Source organism: Caballeronia sp. LZ016 (assembly GCF_031450805.1).
In the GTDB taxonomy this organism is placed as follows: Bacteria; Pseudomonadota; Gammaproteobacteria; order Burkholderiales; family Burkholderiaceae; genus Caballeronia.
The window spans coordinates 421,697-438,274 of sequence record NZ_JARTVY010000001.1 but is presented as its reverse complement, the minus strand read 5'-3'; the positions used below and the strand labels follow the sequence as shown (position 1 = coordinate 438,274).

15 protein-coding genes are annotated in these 16,578 nt (G+C 62.3%); 9 read left to right on the top strand and 6 right to left on the bottom strand.

Annotated features, from left to right (window positions below):
- Positions 1-210: 210 nt before the first annotated feature.
- A complete protein-coding gene (locus P9220_RS02015) occupies positions 211-351 on the bottom strand; it encodes a hypothetical protein (RefSeq protein WP_309763339.1) in 141 nt (46 codons plus the stop codon).
- Between P9220_RS02015 and P9220_RS02010 the strand changes: the two genes are divergently transcribed.
- Both P9220_RS02010 and P9220_RS02005 read left to right on the top strand, forming a co-directional pair.
- Positions 331-1,023 carry a DUF5672 family protein gene (locus P9220_RS02010; protein WP_309765347.1) on the top strand — a complete coding sequence of 231 codons (693 nt, stop codon included), beginning with the start codon at positions 331-333 and terminating at the stop codon, positions 1,021-1,023. The two genes, P9220_RS02015 and P9220_RS02010, sit on opposite strands and share 21 nt — an antisense overlap.
- The gene (locus tag P9220_RS02005; protein ID WP_309763338.1) at positions 1,020-2,615 is read left to right on the top strand and encodes a hypothetical protein; all 1,596 of its coding nucleotides are present in this window, start codon (positions 1,020-1,022) and stop codon (positions 2,613-2,615) included. The genes P9220_RS02010 and P9220_RS02005 overlap by 4 nt, the downstream gene beginning before the upstream one ends.
- Positions 2,616-2,784: 169 nt before the next feature.
- On the opposite strand, the gene secF is transcribed toward P9220_RS02005, so the two are convergent.
- The 5 genes from secF to queA form a co-directional block, all read right to left on the bottom strand.
- Positions 2,785-3,735, bottom strand: a complete 951-nt coding sequence (gene secF, locus P9220_RS02000) for a protein translocase subunit SecF (protein WP_309763337.1) — start codon at positions 3,733-3,735, stop codon at positions 2,785-2,787.
- Between the two features lie 18 nt (positions 3,736-3,753).
- On the bottom strand, positions 3,754-5,820 hold the full coding sequence (gene secD, locus P9220_RS01995) for a protein translocase subunit SecD (RefSeq protein ID WP_309763336.1): 2,067 nt from the start codon (positions 5,818-5,820) through the stop codon (positions 3,754-3,756).
- A gap of 130 nt (positions 5,821-5,950) precedes the next feature.
- Positions 5,951-6,280, bottom strand: coding sequence for a preprotein translocase subunit YajC (gene yajC / locus P9220_RS01990; RefSeq protein ID WP_159835259.1), 330 nt, complete (start codon positions 6,278-6,280; stop codon positions 5,951-5,953).
- 203 nt (positions 6,281-6,483) lie between these two features.
- Positions 6,484-7,644 (bottom strand): tRNA guanosine(34) transglycosylase Tgt, encoded by a 1,161-nt coding sequence (gene tgt / locus P9220_RS01985; protein ID WP_309763335.1) that lies wholly within the window; start codon positions 7,642-7,644, stop codon positions 6,484-6,486.
- Between the two features lie 53 nt (positions 7,645-7,697).
- Positions 7,698-8,741 (bottom strand): tRNA preQ1(34) S-adenosylmethionine ribosyltransferase-isomerase QueA, encoded by a 1,044-nt coding sequence (gene queA, locus P9220_RS01980; RefSeq protein WP_309763334.1) that lies wholly within the window; start codon positions 8,739-8,741, stop codon positions 7,698-7,700.
- 81 nt (positions 8,742-8,822) lie between these two features.
- Here queA and recG point away from each other — a divergent pair, with 81 nt between their 5' ends.
- The 7 genes from recG (at position 8,823) to ubiA (ending at position 16,368) form a co-directional block, all read left to right on the top strand.
- Positions 8,823-11,012 (top strand): ATP-dependent DNA helicase RecG, encoded by a 2,190-nt coding sequence (recG, locus tag P9220_RS01975; protein ID WP_309763333.1) that lies wholly within the window; start codon positions 8,823-8,825, stop codon positions 11,010-11,012.
- 138 nt (positions 11,013-11,150) lie between these two features.
- Complete coding sequence (locus P9220_RS01970) at positions 11,151-12,110, top strand: LysR substrate-binding domain-containing protein (protein ID WP_309763332.1); 960 nt, start codon at positions 11,151-11,153, stop codon at positions 12,108-12,110.
- Positions 12,111-12,311: 201 nt separating this feature from the next.
- Positions 12,312-12,683 (top strand): DUF805 domain-containing protein, encoded by a 372-nt coding sequence (locus P9220_RS01965; protein WP_309763331.1) that lies wholly within the window; start codon positions 12,312-12,314, stop codon positions 12,681-12,683.
- Positions 12,684-12,991: 308 nt separating this feature from the next.
- On the top strand, positions 12,992-14,470 hold the full coding sequence (locus P9220_RS01960; RefSeq protein ID WP_309763330.1) for a catalase: 1,479 nt from the start codon (positions 12,992-12,994) through the stop codon (positions 14,468-14,470).
- Positions 14,471-14,512: 42 nt separating this feature from the next.
- Entirely contained in the window at positions 14,513-14,683 is a 171-nt protein-coding gene (locus P9220_RS01955; RefSeq protein ID WP_309763329.1) for a hypothetical protein, read from the top strand.
- A 193-nt stretch (positions 14,684-14,876) separates the two neighbouring features.
- The gene (locus P9220_RS01950; protein WP_309763328.1) at positions 14,877-15,371 is read left to right on the top strand and encodes a Dps family protein; all 495 of its coding nucleotides are present in this window, start codon (positions 14,877-14,879) and stop codon (positions 15,369-15,371) included.
- 136 nt (positions 15,372-15,507) lie between these two features.
- Positions 15,508-16,368, top strand: coding sequence for a 4-hydroxybenzoate octaprenyltransferase (gene ubiA / locus P9220_RS01945; RefSeq protein WP_309763327.1), 861 nt, complete (start codon positions 15,508-15,510; stop codon positions 16,366-16,368).
- Positions 16,369-16,578 lie beyond the last annotated feature (210 nt).

Here is a 16,578-nt window from a genome sequence, read left to right as displayed (position 1 = left end):
TTAGGAAAGATTCGGATTCGTGACATTCGGTCTTGCAGAGGTGGCTGCTATCATGCATCGATCTTTTTGCAGAACTGTTGATTTCAGTCGTAACTGAATTCCGCGTTCAACATTCGCTGCATGAATCGAAAAGCATCTGATTTTCTTAATGTCACTGTCTGTGCAGTAGATTCTTTGAGTCCCCGCCTTGCTGCGCGCGCATTGGCAATTTCATGCCAGCATTTCCATTTCGGCGACGCCATTCTTTTCACGCACGGAAGCGTTCCGGCAAAGGCGCGAATCGTCGAAACGCCGTATATTCGGTCCCGCGAGGAATAAAACGATTTCGTACTGAAAGGCATCGTTGAACATATACGAACGCCTTGGGTACTCGTTATTCAGTGGGATGGCTATGTCGCCGATCCGGACGCATGGTCCGACGAATTCTTCAATTACGACTATATCGGCGCACGCTGGCCGTGGCATAACGATGGTATGTCGGTCGGTAACGGCGGGTTTTCGTTGCGGTCCACCAAACTCATGCGGTTATTGGCCAGCGATGAATTTCCGCTTCGAGACGGCATCTACGAAGACAAGCTGATTGGACGTATTTATCGTCCCTTGCTGGAGAGCAAGTACGGCATTCGCTTTGCGCCGAACGACGTCGCCGATCGCTTCTCTTACGAGAATTCCCATCCGCCTGGTCCGACATTCGGCTTCCATTCGCCGCATAATCTGGCCCGTCACCTCGATGCATCCGCCTTGCAAGAACTGGTGGCAATGGCGCATCCCAGTACTGTTGCGGCGGACAGCATGGTTTGCCTGCTCGGTAACTGTTTTCTGGCGCACGAATTTCCGTCGATGGAAGCGTTGTTTCCCGCTATGAAACAGGCAATCGGCGTGAATGAGCTTCGAGACAGGCTGATCAAGGTCGGCATGAACGACGCTCTTGCAACGTATTGCCTCTCGCTTTGCGAAAAGCTGGTGCGCGCTTCGGCCGAAGATGGCAAGCTTGGGCGGCAGCAATTGGAGGAGGCGCAATGAGGTTCAGTAATCGAGCCGAAGACTGGCTGGCAGCTCAGCGCGATAATCACGCGCAACAGCGATGGCTGGAATCCATTGCGCTCGGACGTGCCGTTCTGAAACGCGCGGATCTGAGCAACGAGCAGTCGGAAGAGTCCAGCACGATGCTTTGCGAAGCCAGTCTCGAACTGAACGAGGCCGCGCTCACCGCCGATACCTTCGCCGCTTGTCTTCATCATGTGAAGCGTCTGGAAACCATCGACCGGCTTCTTGAGCGATTTTGCCAGCTCTGCACTGCCGACCAGGCGCGGCCCGTCTTCGCACTGCAGAAATGGTCGGCGTACGAGTTCAATCATCTCAGCGTGAATGTGTATAACCGGCAACGCTTCGATCATGCCGAAGCGCTCGTCTCCCAATGGCGGCATCGATGGCCGGACGAACGCGAGGCGAATGCCTCGCGGCTTCTGGGCTGGATCAAATGGCGCCAATTGAAGTATCAGGAGGGGCTGGACGCGTTCGACCGTTCGGTGTCGCTGGAACACAATGCGGAATCGTTGATTGGGCGGGCGTTCATTCTCAGTTTCATGAGCAGGTTCAGCGAGTCAATCCAATTGCTCGAGGAGTTGTCGAAGACGATCTACATCAACGGTTCGGGCTGCCGTGTCTATGCGAATTCGCTCTTCGGCGCCGGGCGCGTGCGGGAGTCGATGGAACTGTATGAGCGCCGGCTCCGCGACACCGACTTCCTTGCGTGCTCGCCAACCGGTATTCCCGAATGGAACGGCGCGCCTCTCGATGGCCGCTTGCTGGTCTTGCTGGACGTCGGCTGGTCTTTTGGCGACTTTCTGATGTATCTCCGCTATCTGACGTTGGTGCAGTCGCGCGTGGCGAGCGTGCGGGTGCAAGTGCCGGATCGACTCGAACGCGTGTTGAGAGCCTCGTTTCCCACGCTCGAAATCCGGAGCGACGAGCCGACGATCACCGAAGGATGCGATGCCTACGTCTGGCTGATGAGCTTGCCGGTCAGACTGCAACTCTGGTCGACGGCGCCCGAAACGCTGCCGTCGCTGCGCGCGAGCGAGGCAGCGCAACAAGAGTGGGCAGACTGGCTGCCGGCGCAATATGGCGAAACCGGCGGGCCGGATGGCAAGCGCAAGCGCATCGGGCTTTGCTGGCGGGGCAATCCACACACTTACCATGATCGCCTGCGAAGCGGCTCGCTGGACGACTTCACGCCCTTATTCGAAGCCTTGACGGACGTAGACTGGGTCAACCTTCAGCTGGAAGCGTCGGAGCGGCCGCCGGAAGCGTTGCTGGCTTCACGCAATTCCCGTTGGTGCGATCCAATGCCCCGTGTCCACGATTTCGAGGATACGGTGGCCATTGCGCAGGGTCTCGATCGGATCGTCACTGTGGATTCGGCCGTCGCTCATGTATGTGCATCGGCGGGCGTGCCGACGACGCTTCTCGTCCCGATCTGGGGCGAATGGCGGTGGCAGACAGGGAATACATCACCGTGGTATCCCGACGTCGAACTCCTGCGCACGCCTCCTGGAAGCACGTTCCGGCATACGCTGCAGCGCCTCGTCGATGACAAGCGGGCGAACTGGTAAGGCGCGCTGCGAGCCTTACCGAGAGTTGCCCTCGCGAAAGTCGTTTTCAGCAGCAGTCACCGCATTGTTCGATCCGTATCCGGTGTAATGGCGCCAAGAGCTGAAAGAAAAAGGGCCGATCCAAATGGATCGGCCCTTTGCATTTGCTGACATCTACAGCGCGAGCGCCTTAAACCTGCGCTCCCGCATTCGGATCGTTCGGATCGAACTTGTCCTTCTTGTCCTTGACCAGATCTTCACGCTTCACGCCGAACCACATGGCGAGAGCAGCGGCCACGAACACCGACGAATAAATACCGAAGAGAATACCGACCGTGAGCGCCAGCGCGAAGTAATGCAGGGTAGGGCCGCCGAAGAAGAACATCGACAGCACCATCATTTCGGTACAGCCGTGCGTGATGATGGTTCGCGACATCGTGCTCGTGATCGCGTGGTTGATGACCTCGGTCACCGTCATCTTGCGCTGCTTGCGGAAGGTCTCGCGAATCCGGTCGAAGATAACCACCGACTCGTTCACCGAATAGCCGAGCACCGCGAGAATCGCTGCGAGCACGGAGAGCGAGAACTCCCACTGGAAGTAGGCGAAGAAGCCGAGAATGATCACCACGTCGTGCAGGTTCGCGATGATGCCCGCCACCGCGTACTTCCATTCGAATCGGAACGACAGGTAAATCACGATGCCGATCACCACGCACGCGAGCGCGGCGAGTCCGTTCGTGACCAGTTCCTTGCCGACCTGCGGACCGACGAACTCCACGCGTTGCAAGCTCACTTGCGGGTCGTTGGCCTTTAGCGCGCCCATGACCTGCTCGCTTTGTTGCGCGGACGTCAGCCCTTGCTTGAGCGGCAGGCGGATCAGCACGTCGCGCGACGTGCCGAAGTTCTGCACTTGCGCGTCGGCATAACCGAGCCTTGCCATCGTGCCGCGCACCGGTTCGAGCGGCACGGCTTGCGGATATTGCACCTCGACCACGGTCCCGCCGGTGAACTCCACCGACAGATGCAGCCCGCGATGCACGAGAAAGAACACGGCCGCGAGGAACGTGATGAGCGAGATCGCGTTGAAAATCAACGCGCGCTGCATCAGCGGCAGGTCACGGCGAATGCGGAAGAATTCCATGTTTCGTTACTCCGGGGCTCAGTGGGACGAGCCCGGTTTCTGTTGGTCGATGCCCGGGCCCGAACGGCGGCGCACGGTCGGCTTGCCGGAGCGCGCGGGCGCCGGGACTGCCGCGCGCTGCGCGACCGCAGCGGTCTTCGTCTTGCCCGTGGGCGTCGTGATGACCTCGTCGACGGGGGAATCGTCACCGCGCTGGGCCGCCAGATACGCGGCTGCGGCAGCCTCGCCGTCCGTGCCTTCCGGACGCCACACCTGACCGATGGCCAGCGACTTCAGCTTCTTCTTGCCGCCGTACCACAGGTTCACGAGACCGCGTGAGAAGAACACGGCCGAGAACATGGACGTCAGAATGCCGATACAGTGCACCACCGCGAAGCCGCGCACCGGGCCGGAGCCGAACGCGAGCAGCGCGAGGCCGGCAATCAGCGTGGTCACGTTGGAGTCGAGAATGGTCGCCCAGGCGTGCTTGAAGCCTTCCTGAATCGCGGTCTGCGGCGGCGCGCCGTTGCGCAGTTCTTCGCGGACACGTTCGTTGATCAGCACGTTCGCGTCGATCGCCATACCGAGTGCAAGCGCGATAGCCGCGATGCCCGGCAGCGTCAGCGTGGCCTGCAGCATCGACAGGATGGCAACGAGCAGCAGCAGGTTGACCGACAGCGAGAGCATCGAGATCAGGCCGAACAGCATGTAGTACACGATCATGAAGACGGCGATCGCGGCGAAACCGTAGGTGACCGAATCGAAGCCCTTCTTGATGTTGTCGGCGCCGAGGCTCGGCCCGACCGTGCGTTCTTCGATGATGTCCATCGGCGCGGCGAGCGAACCGGCGCGCAGCAGCAGCGCGAGGTCGGTCGCGGCTTGCGCGGTCGGCTGGCCGGTGATCTGGAAGCGGTCGCCGAGTTCCGACTGGATGTTCGCCACCGTCAGCACCTCGCCCTTGCCCTTTTCGAAGAGCACCATCGCCATCGGCTTGCCGATGTTCTCTCGCGACACGCTCGCAATGGCGCGGCCGCCCGCCGAGTCGAGACGGATGTTGACCGACGGACGCTGGTGATCGTCGAAGCCCGTGGACGCGTCGATGATGCGGTCGCCGGTGAAGATCACCTGCTTGCGCAGCAGCACGCGATTGTCGCCCTGCCTGAAGGCTTCGTCGCCCGGCGGCACCGGGTCGTTCGGGCCGATGTACGTGTTGACCGGGTCCGCGAGACGCGCTTCGAGCGTCGCCGTGCGGCCGATGATGTCTTTCGCCTTCGCCGTGTCCTGCACGCCCGGCAGTTCGACCACGATGCGGTCCGCGCCCTGTTGCTGGATGACCGGCTCAGCGACGCCCAGCTCGTTCACGCGGTTATGCAGCGTCGTGATGTTCTGCTTGAGCGCGCCGTCTTCCACGGCGCGCTGCGTGGCGGCCGAGAACGTGCCGACCACCTGGAAGCCGTCGCCGCCCTGACGCGTCGTCCATTGCAGTTCCGAGACGCCCGTCGTGAGCAGGGTGCGCGCGTTTTCCGCCACCGTCTGATCCGCGAAATTCACGACGACCGATTGACCCACGCGGCTCACGCCGCCGTCACGGACGTTGCGGTCGCGCAGATACGTGCGGGCGTCGGCTGCGTCGGAATCGAGCTTCTTGTTCAGCGCGCCCGCCATGTCCACTTGCAGCAGGAAGTGCACGCCGCCGCGCAGATCGAGGCCGAGGTACATGGGCAGCGCGTGCAGCGCCGTCAGCCAGCGCGGCGAGGCGCTCTGCAGATTCAGCGCGACGATGTATTGGGGATCGGTCGGGTCGCTGTTCAGCGTTTTCGTGAGCAGGTCCTTGACGCGCAATTGCGTGTCGGTGTCCTTCAGGCGCACGCGAATGTTCGCGTTGGCCTGCGAATTGTCGAACGTGACTTCGTCCGCGGTGATCTTGCTGGCCGCGAGCGCGCTTTCGACATTGGCGAGCGTCGACGAATCGAGCTTGACCGTTGCCTTGCCGCTCGACACCTGCACCGCGGGCGCTTCGCCGAAGAAGTTGGGGAGCGTGTACACGAGGCCGATGACGAGCGCCACCAGCATCACGACATACTTCCAGAGGGGATAACGATTCATGGGGATGGCCGAACGGAAAGTTGGCTTCGGAGGAGAGGGCGTCCGGCGTTATGCGCGACGAGCCGGCTGAGTTGACTCGTGGACTCGGATGGCTCGGAGCGAGGCCGCGCCGGACGCGAAAAGACTGGCCTTACAGCGATTTGATCGTGCCCTTCGGAAGGATGGTCGTGACCGACGCCTTCTGCACGGTGATTTCCGTGCCCTCGGCGATTTCGACGCCCACGTATGCTTCCGACACCTTCGTCACCTTGCCGACGATGCCGCCGTTCGTCACCACTTCATCGCCCTTGGCCATGGCCGCGAGCATGTTGCGATGTTCCTTCTGACGCTTCATCTGCGGACGGATCATGATGAAGTACAGCACCGCGAACATCAGGATCAGCGGCAGGAAGCTCATCAGGCTCGATTCCGCGCTGCCCGCGGTAGCGCCTTGTGCAAAGGCATTGGAAATGAACGACACGTTGGTCTCTCCGTTATACGTCGAAAATACGTTCAAAAACTGGGTCAGAAATTAGCCCGGTATTCTACCACTCGCCCATGCCGCCAAGCCCCCGGAATGCGCTTTGGCATCAAGCCGTTACGGCGCGCGCACGGCGTTTTCGCGGCAATGGAAAGCTGATTGTAATGCGTCACCGCTTCCGGCGACGAATTGTCGGCCGCCGCTTAATCGACGCCCCGCGCGCGGTTCTCCGCGAACGTTTTGCGAAACGCTTCGAACGTGTGGTTTTCGATCGCTTCGCGCACTTCCCCGATCAGTTGCAGGTAGTAATGCAGATTGTGGATGGTGTTCAGTTGCGCGCCGAGAATTTCACCGACGCGATGCAAATGGTGCAAATACGCCCGCGTGAAGTTCTGGCACGTGTAACAGCCGCAGCTTTCGTCGAGCGGCTTCATCGAATTCTTGTGCGTCGCGTTCTTGATCTTCAGGTCGCCGAAGCGGGTGAAGAGCCAGCCGTTGCGCGCGTTGCGGGTCGGCATCACGCAGTCGAACATGTCGACGCCCGCCGCGACGCCGTTGACCAGGTCTTCCGGCGTGCCGACGCCCATCAGGTAATGCGGCTTGTCGGCTGGCAGCTTCGGGCCGATGTGATTGAGCACGCGCATCATGTCTTCCTTCGGCTCGCCGACGGACAGCCCGCCGATCGCGAATCCGTGGAAGTCGATCTCCGACAGCCCCGCGAGCGATTCGTCGCGCAGGTCCTCGAACATGCCGCCCTGCACGATGCCGAAAAGCGCGTTCGGGTTGCGAAGCCGCGTGAACTCGTCGATGGATCGCTTCGCCCAGCGCATCGACATGCGCATGGAATCGGCGGCGTCCTTGTGCGAGGTCGGCACGCCGTTGGTCGCGTAGGGGGTGCATTCGTCGAACTGCATGACGATGTCGGAGTTCAGCACCTTCTGAATCTGCATCGACACTTCGGGCGACAGGAACAGCCGGTCGCCATTGATCGGCGATGCGAACGTGACGCCTTCCTCGGTGATCTTGCGCAGATCGCCGAGCGAAAAAACCTGAAAGCCGCCGGAATCCGTGAGGATCGGCCGGTCCCATCCCATGAACCGATGCAGCCCGCCGTGCGCGCCGATGGTCTCGAGGCCGGGCCGCAGCCACAAGTGGAACGTGTTGCCGAGGATGATCTGCGCGCGAATTTCTTCGAGCTCGCGCGGCTGAATCGCCTTGACGGTGCCGTAGGTGCCGACCGGCATGAAAATCGGCGTTTCGATGACGCCGTGATTGAGCGTGAGACGGCCGCGGCGCGCCTGGCCGTCGGTCGTCAGCAGTTCGAACTTGAGCCCGTTGTCGGGCGGGGTGTGATTCGCGGTCATTGAGGTTCCTGCCACCGGAGAACAGTCCGGCGCAAAGCGTTGATAAAAAGCGGTCAGGCGCGCGTGAGCAGCATCGCGTCGCCGTAGCTGAAGAAACGGTAGCGTTCTTCGATCGCGTGACGATACGCCTCGCGGATCGTGTCGATGCCGGCGAACGCGGAGACGAGCATCATCAGCGTCGACTTCGGCAGATGGAAGTTCGTCACGAGCCGGTCGACCACGCGGAATGCGTAGCCCGGCGTGATGAAGATGTCGGTCTCGGCGCTCGTCGCACAAAGCGGGCGGCCGGCGGCGGCGGCGTCGCGGGCGGCGGCTTCGAGCGCGCGCATCGACGTGGTGCCGACCGCGATCACGCGATTGCCGCGCGCCTTGACCGCCGCGATGCGGTCGACGAGCGTCTGCGGCAGCGCATACCACTCGCTGTGCATCTTGTGCTCCGCGATGTTTTCGACGCGCACCGGCTGGAACGTGCCCGCGCCGACATGCAGCGTGAGCGTCGCGCGCTCGACGCCGCGTGCATCGAGCCGGGCGAAGAGGGCGTCGTCGAAATGGAGTCCCGCGGTCGGCGCGGCCACCGCGCCGGGATTCGCCGCGTACACCGTCTGATAGCGCGTTTCGTCGTAGGCGTCGGCGTCGTGCTCGATATACGGCGGCAGCGGCAAGCGCCCGTATCGCTCGATGAGCGTCAGGCAGTCGGCCGGAAAGTGCAACGTGTAGAACGGCTCGACGCGCTCGCCGACCGTGACGTCGAAGGCATCGGCGAGGCGGATCGTGCTGCCCGCCGCCGGGCTCTTGCTCGCGCGAATCTGCGCGAGCGCGGTCGTCGCGCCGGTCAGCCGCTCGACGAGCACTTCCACGCGCCCGCCACTGGCCTTCTGGCCGAAGAAGCGCGCTTTGAGGACTTTGGTATCGTTGAAGACGAGCAGATCGCCCGGCGCGATCAGATCGGGCAGTTCGGAGAAACGCCGGTCGGTGAGCGTGGCCGGCGTGCTGCGGTTGTCGACTTCGAGCAGACGGCTCGCGCTGCGCTCGGCGAGCGCACTCTGCGCGATCAGCTCGGGCGGCAGATTAAAATCGAAATCGGAAAGCGTGAACATGGCTTGAAATCGCACGAACGATGGCGCAAACACGCAGATCCGCGCCGAACAAACCTCACATTGTACTTGCGAAGAGATTCGATGCCCTTATCCGACCGCCGCCTCGCTTCACCGACCGATGTGCTTCCGAATCCGGAAGAAAGCGTCGCGCCGCCCGCGCGGAAGCGGGCGAAGGCTGCGGACGGCGCGGACAAGAAGGCGAAACCCGCCGTCAAGACGGCGGACAAGCTCGCGAGGCTCGGGCTCAAATCGGACATCGATCTCGTCCTGCATCTGCCGATGCGCTACGAGGACGAAACGTCGCTGACGCCGATTGCCGAACTCATCCCCGGCGACAATGCGCAGACCGAAGGCATCGTGTTCGACAATGAGATTGCCTACCGTCCGCGTCGCCAGTTGCTGGTCAGGCTGCACGACGACGCCGGCGACGAACTCACGCTGCGCTTTCTCAACTTCTACGGCTCGCAGGTCAGGCAAATGGCCATCGGCATGCGGCTGCGCGTGCGCGGCGACGTGCGCGGCGGCTTCTTCGGCCTGGAGATGGTGCATCCAACCGTGCGTCCCGTCGATGAAGACACGCCGCTGCCGCAAGCGCTGACGCCGGTTTATCCGGCCACGGCGGGCATTTCGCAGGCGTATCTGCGCAAGGCGATCGACAACGCGCTCGCTCGCGTGTCGCTGCCCGAACTGCTGCCGGAGCCGGTCGCGCGGGCGCATGTCGCGCCGCTGAACGTCCCCGGCCTGCTCGATGCCGTCAAGACGCTGCATCATCCGCGCGCGGATTCGGATGAGACCGCGCTCATCGACGGCACGCATCCGGCCTGGACGCGCATCAAGTTCGAGGAATTGCTCGCGCAGCAACTGTCGCTCAAGCGCGCTCACGCCGAGCGGCGCACGCGCGCCGCGCCCGCCATGCCACGCCGCGCCGCCGACGACGCCGATTCGCTCGTCGTGCGCCTCTTGCGCGCGCTGCCGTTCCGGATGACGGGCGCGCAGGAACGCGTGTGCGCCGAAATCGCAGCGGAACTGACGCTCGCGCATCCGATGCAACGTCTCTTGCAGGGCGATGTCGGCAGCGGCAAGACGATCGTCGCGGCGCTCGCGGCGGCGCAGGCCATCGACGCGGGTTATCAGGCCGCGCTGATGGCGCCGACCGAGATTCTCGCGGAACAGCACGCGCGCAAGCTGCGCGGCTGGCTGGAGCCGCTCGGCGTTTCCGTGGCGTGGCTCGCGGGCAGCCTCAAGGCGAAGGAGAAGCGCGCGGCGAGCGAAGCGGCGGCGCTCGGCACCGCGCAGCTCGTGATCGGCACGCACGCGATCATTCAGGACACGGTCGAGTTCGCGCGTCTCGGCCTCGTGATCGTGGACGAGCAGCATCGCTTCGGCGTCGCGCAGCGGCTTGCGCTGCGGGCAAAGGCGATCAACGCGGCCGACGGGAAGCACGACTTCCAGCCGCATCAGTTGATGATGTCCGCGACGCCCATCCCCCGCACGCTCGCGATGACGTATTACGCCGATCTCGACGTCTCCACCATCGATGAATTGCCGCCGGGCCGCACGCCGATCCTGACCAAGGTCGTATCCGATTCCCGGCGCGACGAAATCATCGGCCGCGTGCGCGAAGCGGCGTTGACCGGGCGGCAGGTCTATTGGGTCTGTCCGCTGATCGAAGAGAGCGAGACGCTGCAACTGCAGACGGCCGTCGAAACTTACGAAACGCTCGTCGCAGCGCTGCCGGAACTGCGCGTCGGACTGGTTCACGGCCGGCTGGCGCCAGCCGAGAAAGCCGCCGTGATGGACGCGTTCTCGCGCAACGACGTGCAGTTGCTCGTCGCAACGACGGTGATCGAAGTGGGCGTCGACGTGCCGAACGCATCGCTGATGGTCATCGAACATGCGGAGCGGTTCGGTCTCGCGCAGTTGCATCAGTTGCGCGGACGCGTAGGGCGGGGCAGCGCGGCGTCGGTATGCGTGTTGATGTACTCGAATCCGCTCTCGCAGACGGCGCGCGCGCGCCTTCAGACGATGCGCGAAACCACCGACGGCTTCGAGATCGCCCGGCGCGATCTGGAAATTCGCGGTCCCGGCGAATTCTTGGGCGCGCGGCAATCCGGCGAGGCGATGCTGCGTTTCGCGAGTCTTGAAAACGACGGCTGGCTGATCGAACCGGCGCGCGAGGCGGCGCAGCACATGCTCGATGCGTTCCCGGATGCCGTCACGCGGCATCTCGCGCGCTGGCTCGGCGCGCGCGAGCAGTATTTGAAGGCGTGACGAAGAACTCGACGCCGCCTCGTCTGTCCCCTATAGACGCGCGACAGACGCGCGCGCCGATGCAACACAAGTTGGCGAACCGGCGTTCGCAGGTGTATAACTTCAACCTATTGAATCCAAGTCTCTCATTGGCCCCCAATGACGCTCACTGAATTAAAGTACATCGTCGCGGTTGCGCGCGAGCGGCACTTCGGCCGCGCCGCCGAGGCGTGCTTCGTCAGCCAGCCGACGCTGTCGGTGGCAATCAAGAAGCTCGAGGACGAGCTCAACGTGCAGATCTTCGAGCGCGGCACGAGCGAGGTCAGCGTCACGCCGATCGGCGAGCAGATCGTCACGCAGGCGCAGCGCGTCCTCGAACAGACGCTTGCCATCAAGGAAATCGCGAAGCAGGGCAAGGACCCCCTCGTGGGGCCGCTGCGGCTGGGCGTCATCTATACGATCGGGCCGTATTTGCTGCCGACGCTCGTCAAGCAGATGATCAAGTCAGTCCCGCAGATGCCGCTGATGCTGCAGGAGAATTACACGCTCAAGCTGATCGAATTGCTGAAGCAGGGCGAAATCGATGTCGCGATCATGGCGCTGCCGTTTCCCGAAACCGGGCTGATGGTGCGCGCGCTGTACGACGAGCCGTTCGTCGTCGCGATGCCATCGGGGCATGCGTGGGAAAATCGCGGCAAGATCGACGCGGACGATCTCAAGCAGGAAACCATGCTGCTTCTTGGCAGCGGTCACTGCTTCCGCGACCATGTTCTCGGCGTTTGTCCGGAGCTGATGCGTTTCTCGCAGAATGCGGACGGCATTCAGAAGACGTTCGAGGGCTCGTCGCTGGAGACCATTCGCCATATGGTCGCGAGCGGCGTCGGCATTACGGTGCTGCCGCGCATGTCGGTCATGGAAGTGAAGCCGCATGCGCCGGGCATCGATGCCGGCTTGCTCAGCTATGTTCCTTTCGACGATCCGGTGCCGGACCGGCGCGTCGTGCTCGCCTGGCGGAAAAGCTTCACGCGGATGCCGGCTATCGACGCAATCAGCGACGCCATTGCCGCGTGTGACTTGCCGGGTGTGAAGAAACTGGATATGCCGGTGGCGGTCAACTAATCACGCCGCTGTAGACAGAATGAACCAAAGCCGCGTTCGACGCGGCTTTGTTCTTTGCATTGCAGTAAAGCAAACCGGCTTTGTAGTTTTTGGTCAATTTGGCTCTCGGTTTCCCTGTCGAAACACAACGACCTCCTAAAATCACGCCCCCGCTGTACGGCACGGAGCCGGGCAGCGTTCACCAGAAAACAAGGGAAAAAAATGGGGTTTTTCGAGGCAGTTCGTACAACGTTTCTTCAAAAATACGCGACTTTTGAAGGCCGCGCTTGCCGGTCGGAATACTGGTATGCCTATCTCTTTTCAATGGTTTTCGGAACCGCACTGATGGTCTTGAGTGGTGTGGCGAAAGACTCGTTGATTGCTCTGGCTATTATCGTCATCGTCGCGATCGCGATGATATTGCCGGGCATTGCCGTAACCGTTCGCCGGCTGCATGACACTGACCGCTCGGGCTGGTCGGCGCTCATCAGCTTTGTTCCGGTCATCGGGGGCATCATGATCCTGATCTGGACTTGCTCGCGCGGGACGATCGGTGTGAATCGTTTCGGCTCGGATCCGCTAAGCGGCGTCTGACCAGGGCGCCGCAGGGCAGTCCTAAAACAGCTACGACGGCCTGCCTTTGCGCAGGCCGTCTTGTTTTCCACGGCGACCTATCGAATAGATAAAATTAATCGAATACAAGTATTCGATAGGTTTCGTTATGCTTCGTCTCATGAGTCCAGCCACGAGAGAAGCGATGACCACCCACCACTTCAACGCCCGCCCCCAGACCGCGTGGTCCGAGCTGCGCGGCGTCGCGCTTCGCATTCTCGCCGACTTCGCCCGCACCGCGTGAGCGACGCATCCATCATCCCAAGCGAACACAAACCAGGAGCATCACGATGACGACCCAACGACTCACGACCGCCGCCGGCGCGCCTGTCGGAGACAATCAGAACTCGCAGACCGCCGGCCCGCGCGGCCCGGTGACGCTGCAGGACTTCTGGCTCCTCGAAAAACTCGCCCATTTCGACCGCGAAGTGATTCCCGAGCGCCGCGTGCACGCCAAAGGCTCCGGCGCGTTCGGCACGTTCCGCGTGACGCACGATATCTCGCGCTACACGAAGGCGAAGCTCTTTTCCGCGATCGGCAAGGAAACGCCCATCTTCATGCGCTTTTCGACCGTGGCGGGCGAACGCGGCGCCGCCGACGCCGAGCGGGACGTGCGCGGTTTCTCGATCAAGTTCTACACGGAAGAAGGCAACTGGGACGTCGTCGGCAACAACACGCCGGTGTTCTTCATCCGCGATCCGTTGAAGTTTCCCGACTTCATCCACACGCAAAAGCGCGATCCGTACACGAACCTGCGCAACAACGTGGCGGCGTGGGATTTCTGGTCGCGCCATCCGGAATCGCTGCATCAGGTGACCATTTTGATGAGCGACCGCGGCATTCCGAAGAATTATCGGCAAATGCATGGTTTCGGCTCGCACACGTTCTCGTTCGTCAACGCGGACAACGAGCGCTTCTATGTGAAGTTCCATTTCAAGTCGCAGCAACCGCTCGAGAACTTTACGGATGCCGAGGCCGCCGCCGTAATCGCGAATGACCGCGAAAGCGCGCAGCGCGATCTCGTCGAGAATATCGACCGCGGCGATTTCCCGCGCTGGAATTTCCGCATCCAGGTGATGACCGAAGCGGAAGCGGCGAATTACCGCATCAATCCGTTCGACATCACTAAGGTGTGGCCGCACGCAGATTTTCCTTTGATCGATGTCGGCGTCATCGAACTGAATCGCAACGCGCAGAACTACTTCGCGGAGGTCGAACAGGCGGCGTTCACGCCGGCTAACGTGGTGCCGGGCATTGGCTTCTCGCCGGATAGGCTCCTGCAAGGGCGGCTGTTCTCTTATGGCGACACGCAGCGCTATCGGCTCGGCATCAATCACCATCAGATTCCCGTGAACGCATCGCGTGCGCCGATGGCGAATCCGTTCCATCGCGATGGCGCGATGCGCGTCGACGGCAATCTCGGCGGCACGGTGAATTACGAGCCGAACCGCTTCGGCGAGTTCGCGCAGGATGCCAGCGTCAACGAACCGCCGCTCGCGGCGGGCGCAGTGTATCGCTATGACCATCGCGAGGACGGCGACTACTACTCGCAGCCGGGCGCGTTGTTCCGCCTCTTCGACAATGCGCAGCGCGAGCGTCTGTTCGGCAACATCGCGCGGCACATTCGTGGCGTGCCGGACGAGATCGTCGCACGGCAATTGCAGCATTTCCAGCGCGCCGATCCGGCCTATGCGCGCGGTGTCGCCCATGCGCTCGCGGCACTCGGGCAGCGCGTCGAGATCGACGAAAACGATACGGCAGCCGTCTGACGCGAGGCTCGCGGCGGCTGCGATGAAGCAAGGAGAAAGCATATGACTCAGGCAATCAGCATCATCGGACAGGCGGTGAACCGCGTCGAAGCGACGAGCCGCCAGGCATCGCGCGGCGTGCGCGTGGCGCTGGCCTTCGGCATCGTCGCGGGCGGTTATGGACTCGTCGTCGTGAGTGCGTTGCATGGCGCGGGCGCGGGCGCTTTCGCCTGAAGGCGGCGGGAGGATGCGGCCGCCCCGACGCGGCTCGCATCGCTTTGCGGCACTCGCCGACAGGAAAGCACACGCGTTTCTAAGATAAACTGTCGAGCGCTCGAAAACGTCGGCCGGCGAAACGATCGGAGTCCGAGATCCGTACGCCGGCACGGCATGCATAACGTTCGAATCACTCTCTCACGGAGTCATCATGGCGAAGAAAAATGGCATTCCAGCACCGGCCGTCAATATCGGCATCAGCGACAAGGATCGCAAGCGCATCGCCGACGGTCTCTCGCGGCTGCTGGCAGACACGTACACGCTGTATCTGAAGACGCACAACTTTCACTGGAACGTGACCGGTCCGATGTTCAACACGCTGCATCTGATGTTCGAGACGCAGTACACGGAACTCGCGACGGCCGTCGATTCCATCGCGGAACGCATCCGCGCATTGGGCGTGCATGCGCCGGGCAGCTATCGCGACTTCGCGAAACTGTCGTCAATTCCGGAAGCGGAAGGCGTGCCGGAAGCGGAAGACATGATCCGCCAGCTGGTGGAAGGCCAGGAAGCGGTGGTGCGCACCGCACGCGAGATCTTCCCGGCAACGGAAGCCGCGAACGACGAGCCGACCGCCGACCTGCTCACGCAACGCATGCAGACGCATGAAAAGACTGCGTGGATGCTGCGCTCGATGCTCGCGTGAAGCGGCGCCGCTTCGATGCAGACAAGAACCCGTGCGATGTGAAAGCACGGGTTTTTTGCTTTTGGGCGTCGAGCCCGCGAAAGTCCGCGCCGGGCATGCTGGTCTAAAATAGCCCACCGACTTCATGCCGCTTGCCATGCTCGCCCGTCTCCCGCTTTATATGCGCCTCGTGCGCCTCGACAAGCCCATCGGCAGCCTGCTGCTCCTGTGGCCGACGCTCAACGCGTTGTGGATCGCGTCCGATGGGCGGCCATCGCTGATGCTGATCGTCATCTTCGCGATCGGCACGCTCCTCATGCGTTCCGCGGGCTGCGCGATCAACGATTACGCCGATCGCGATTTCGACCGCTACGTGAAGCGCACCGCCGAGCGGCCGATCACCTCCGGCAAGATCAAGGCGTGGGAAGCGGTGGCGCTCGCGGCGGCGCTGTCGCTCGTCGCGTTTCTGCTGATCCTTCCGCTCAACACGCTCACAAAACAGCTCTCTGTATTCGCGCTGTTCGTCGCGGGCACGTATCCGTTCACGAAGCGCTTCTTCGCGATACCGCAGGCGTATCTCGGCATCGCGTTCGGCTTCGGCATCCCGATGGCCTTCGCCGCCGTGCAGGATCAGGTGCCGATGCTCGCGTGGATCATGCTGGCCGCCAACGTGTGCTGGTCCGTCGCCTACGACACCGAATACGCGATGGTCGATCGCGACGACGACATCAAGATCGGCATCCGCACATCGGCGCTCACCTTCGGCCGCTACGACGTGCTCGCCGTCATGCTCTGCTACGCGGCGACGCTCGCGGTGTACGCGGGTATCGGCGTGGCGCTGCATTTCGGCTGGCCGTACTGGCTGGGCTGGCTCGCTGCGGCGGGCTGCGCGGTGTATCACTATGTGCTGATACGCAACCGCGAGCGCATGGCCTGTTTCGCCGCATTCAAGCACAACAACTGGCTCGGCGGCGTGCTGTTCGCGGGAATTGCGCTGCACTACGCGCTCGCCGGCTAATCGTTTTCTGACCTTCTGTTCGCGGTGGCTTCCTTTCGCGGAAGTCGCCGTTCGTCGTCGCGCGAAAGCTCGCGACGAATCCTGATTGAATCGCCTAAAAGATAAAATTGTTGGCGCAGATCGTCATACGCGTAAGCATTTTGTTATTGTCGCAAGTCATCGGGCGTGTCTGCCATTCGAATGTCTTCACGTCTTCTCGATTGTCTCGCG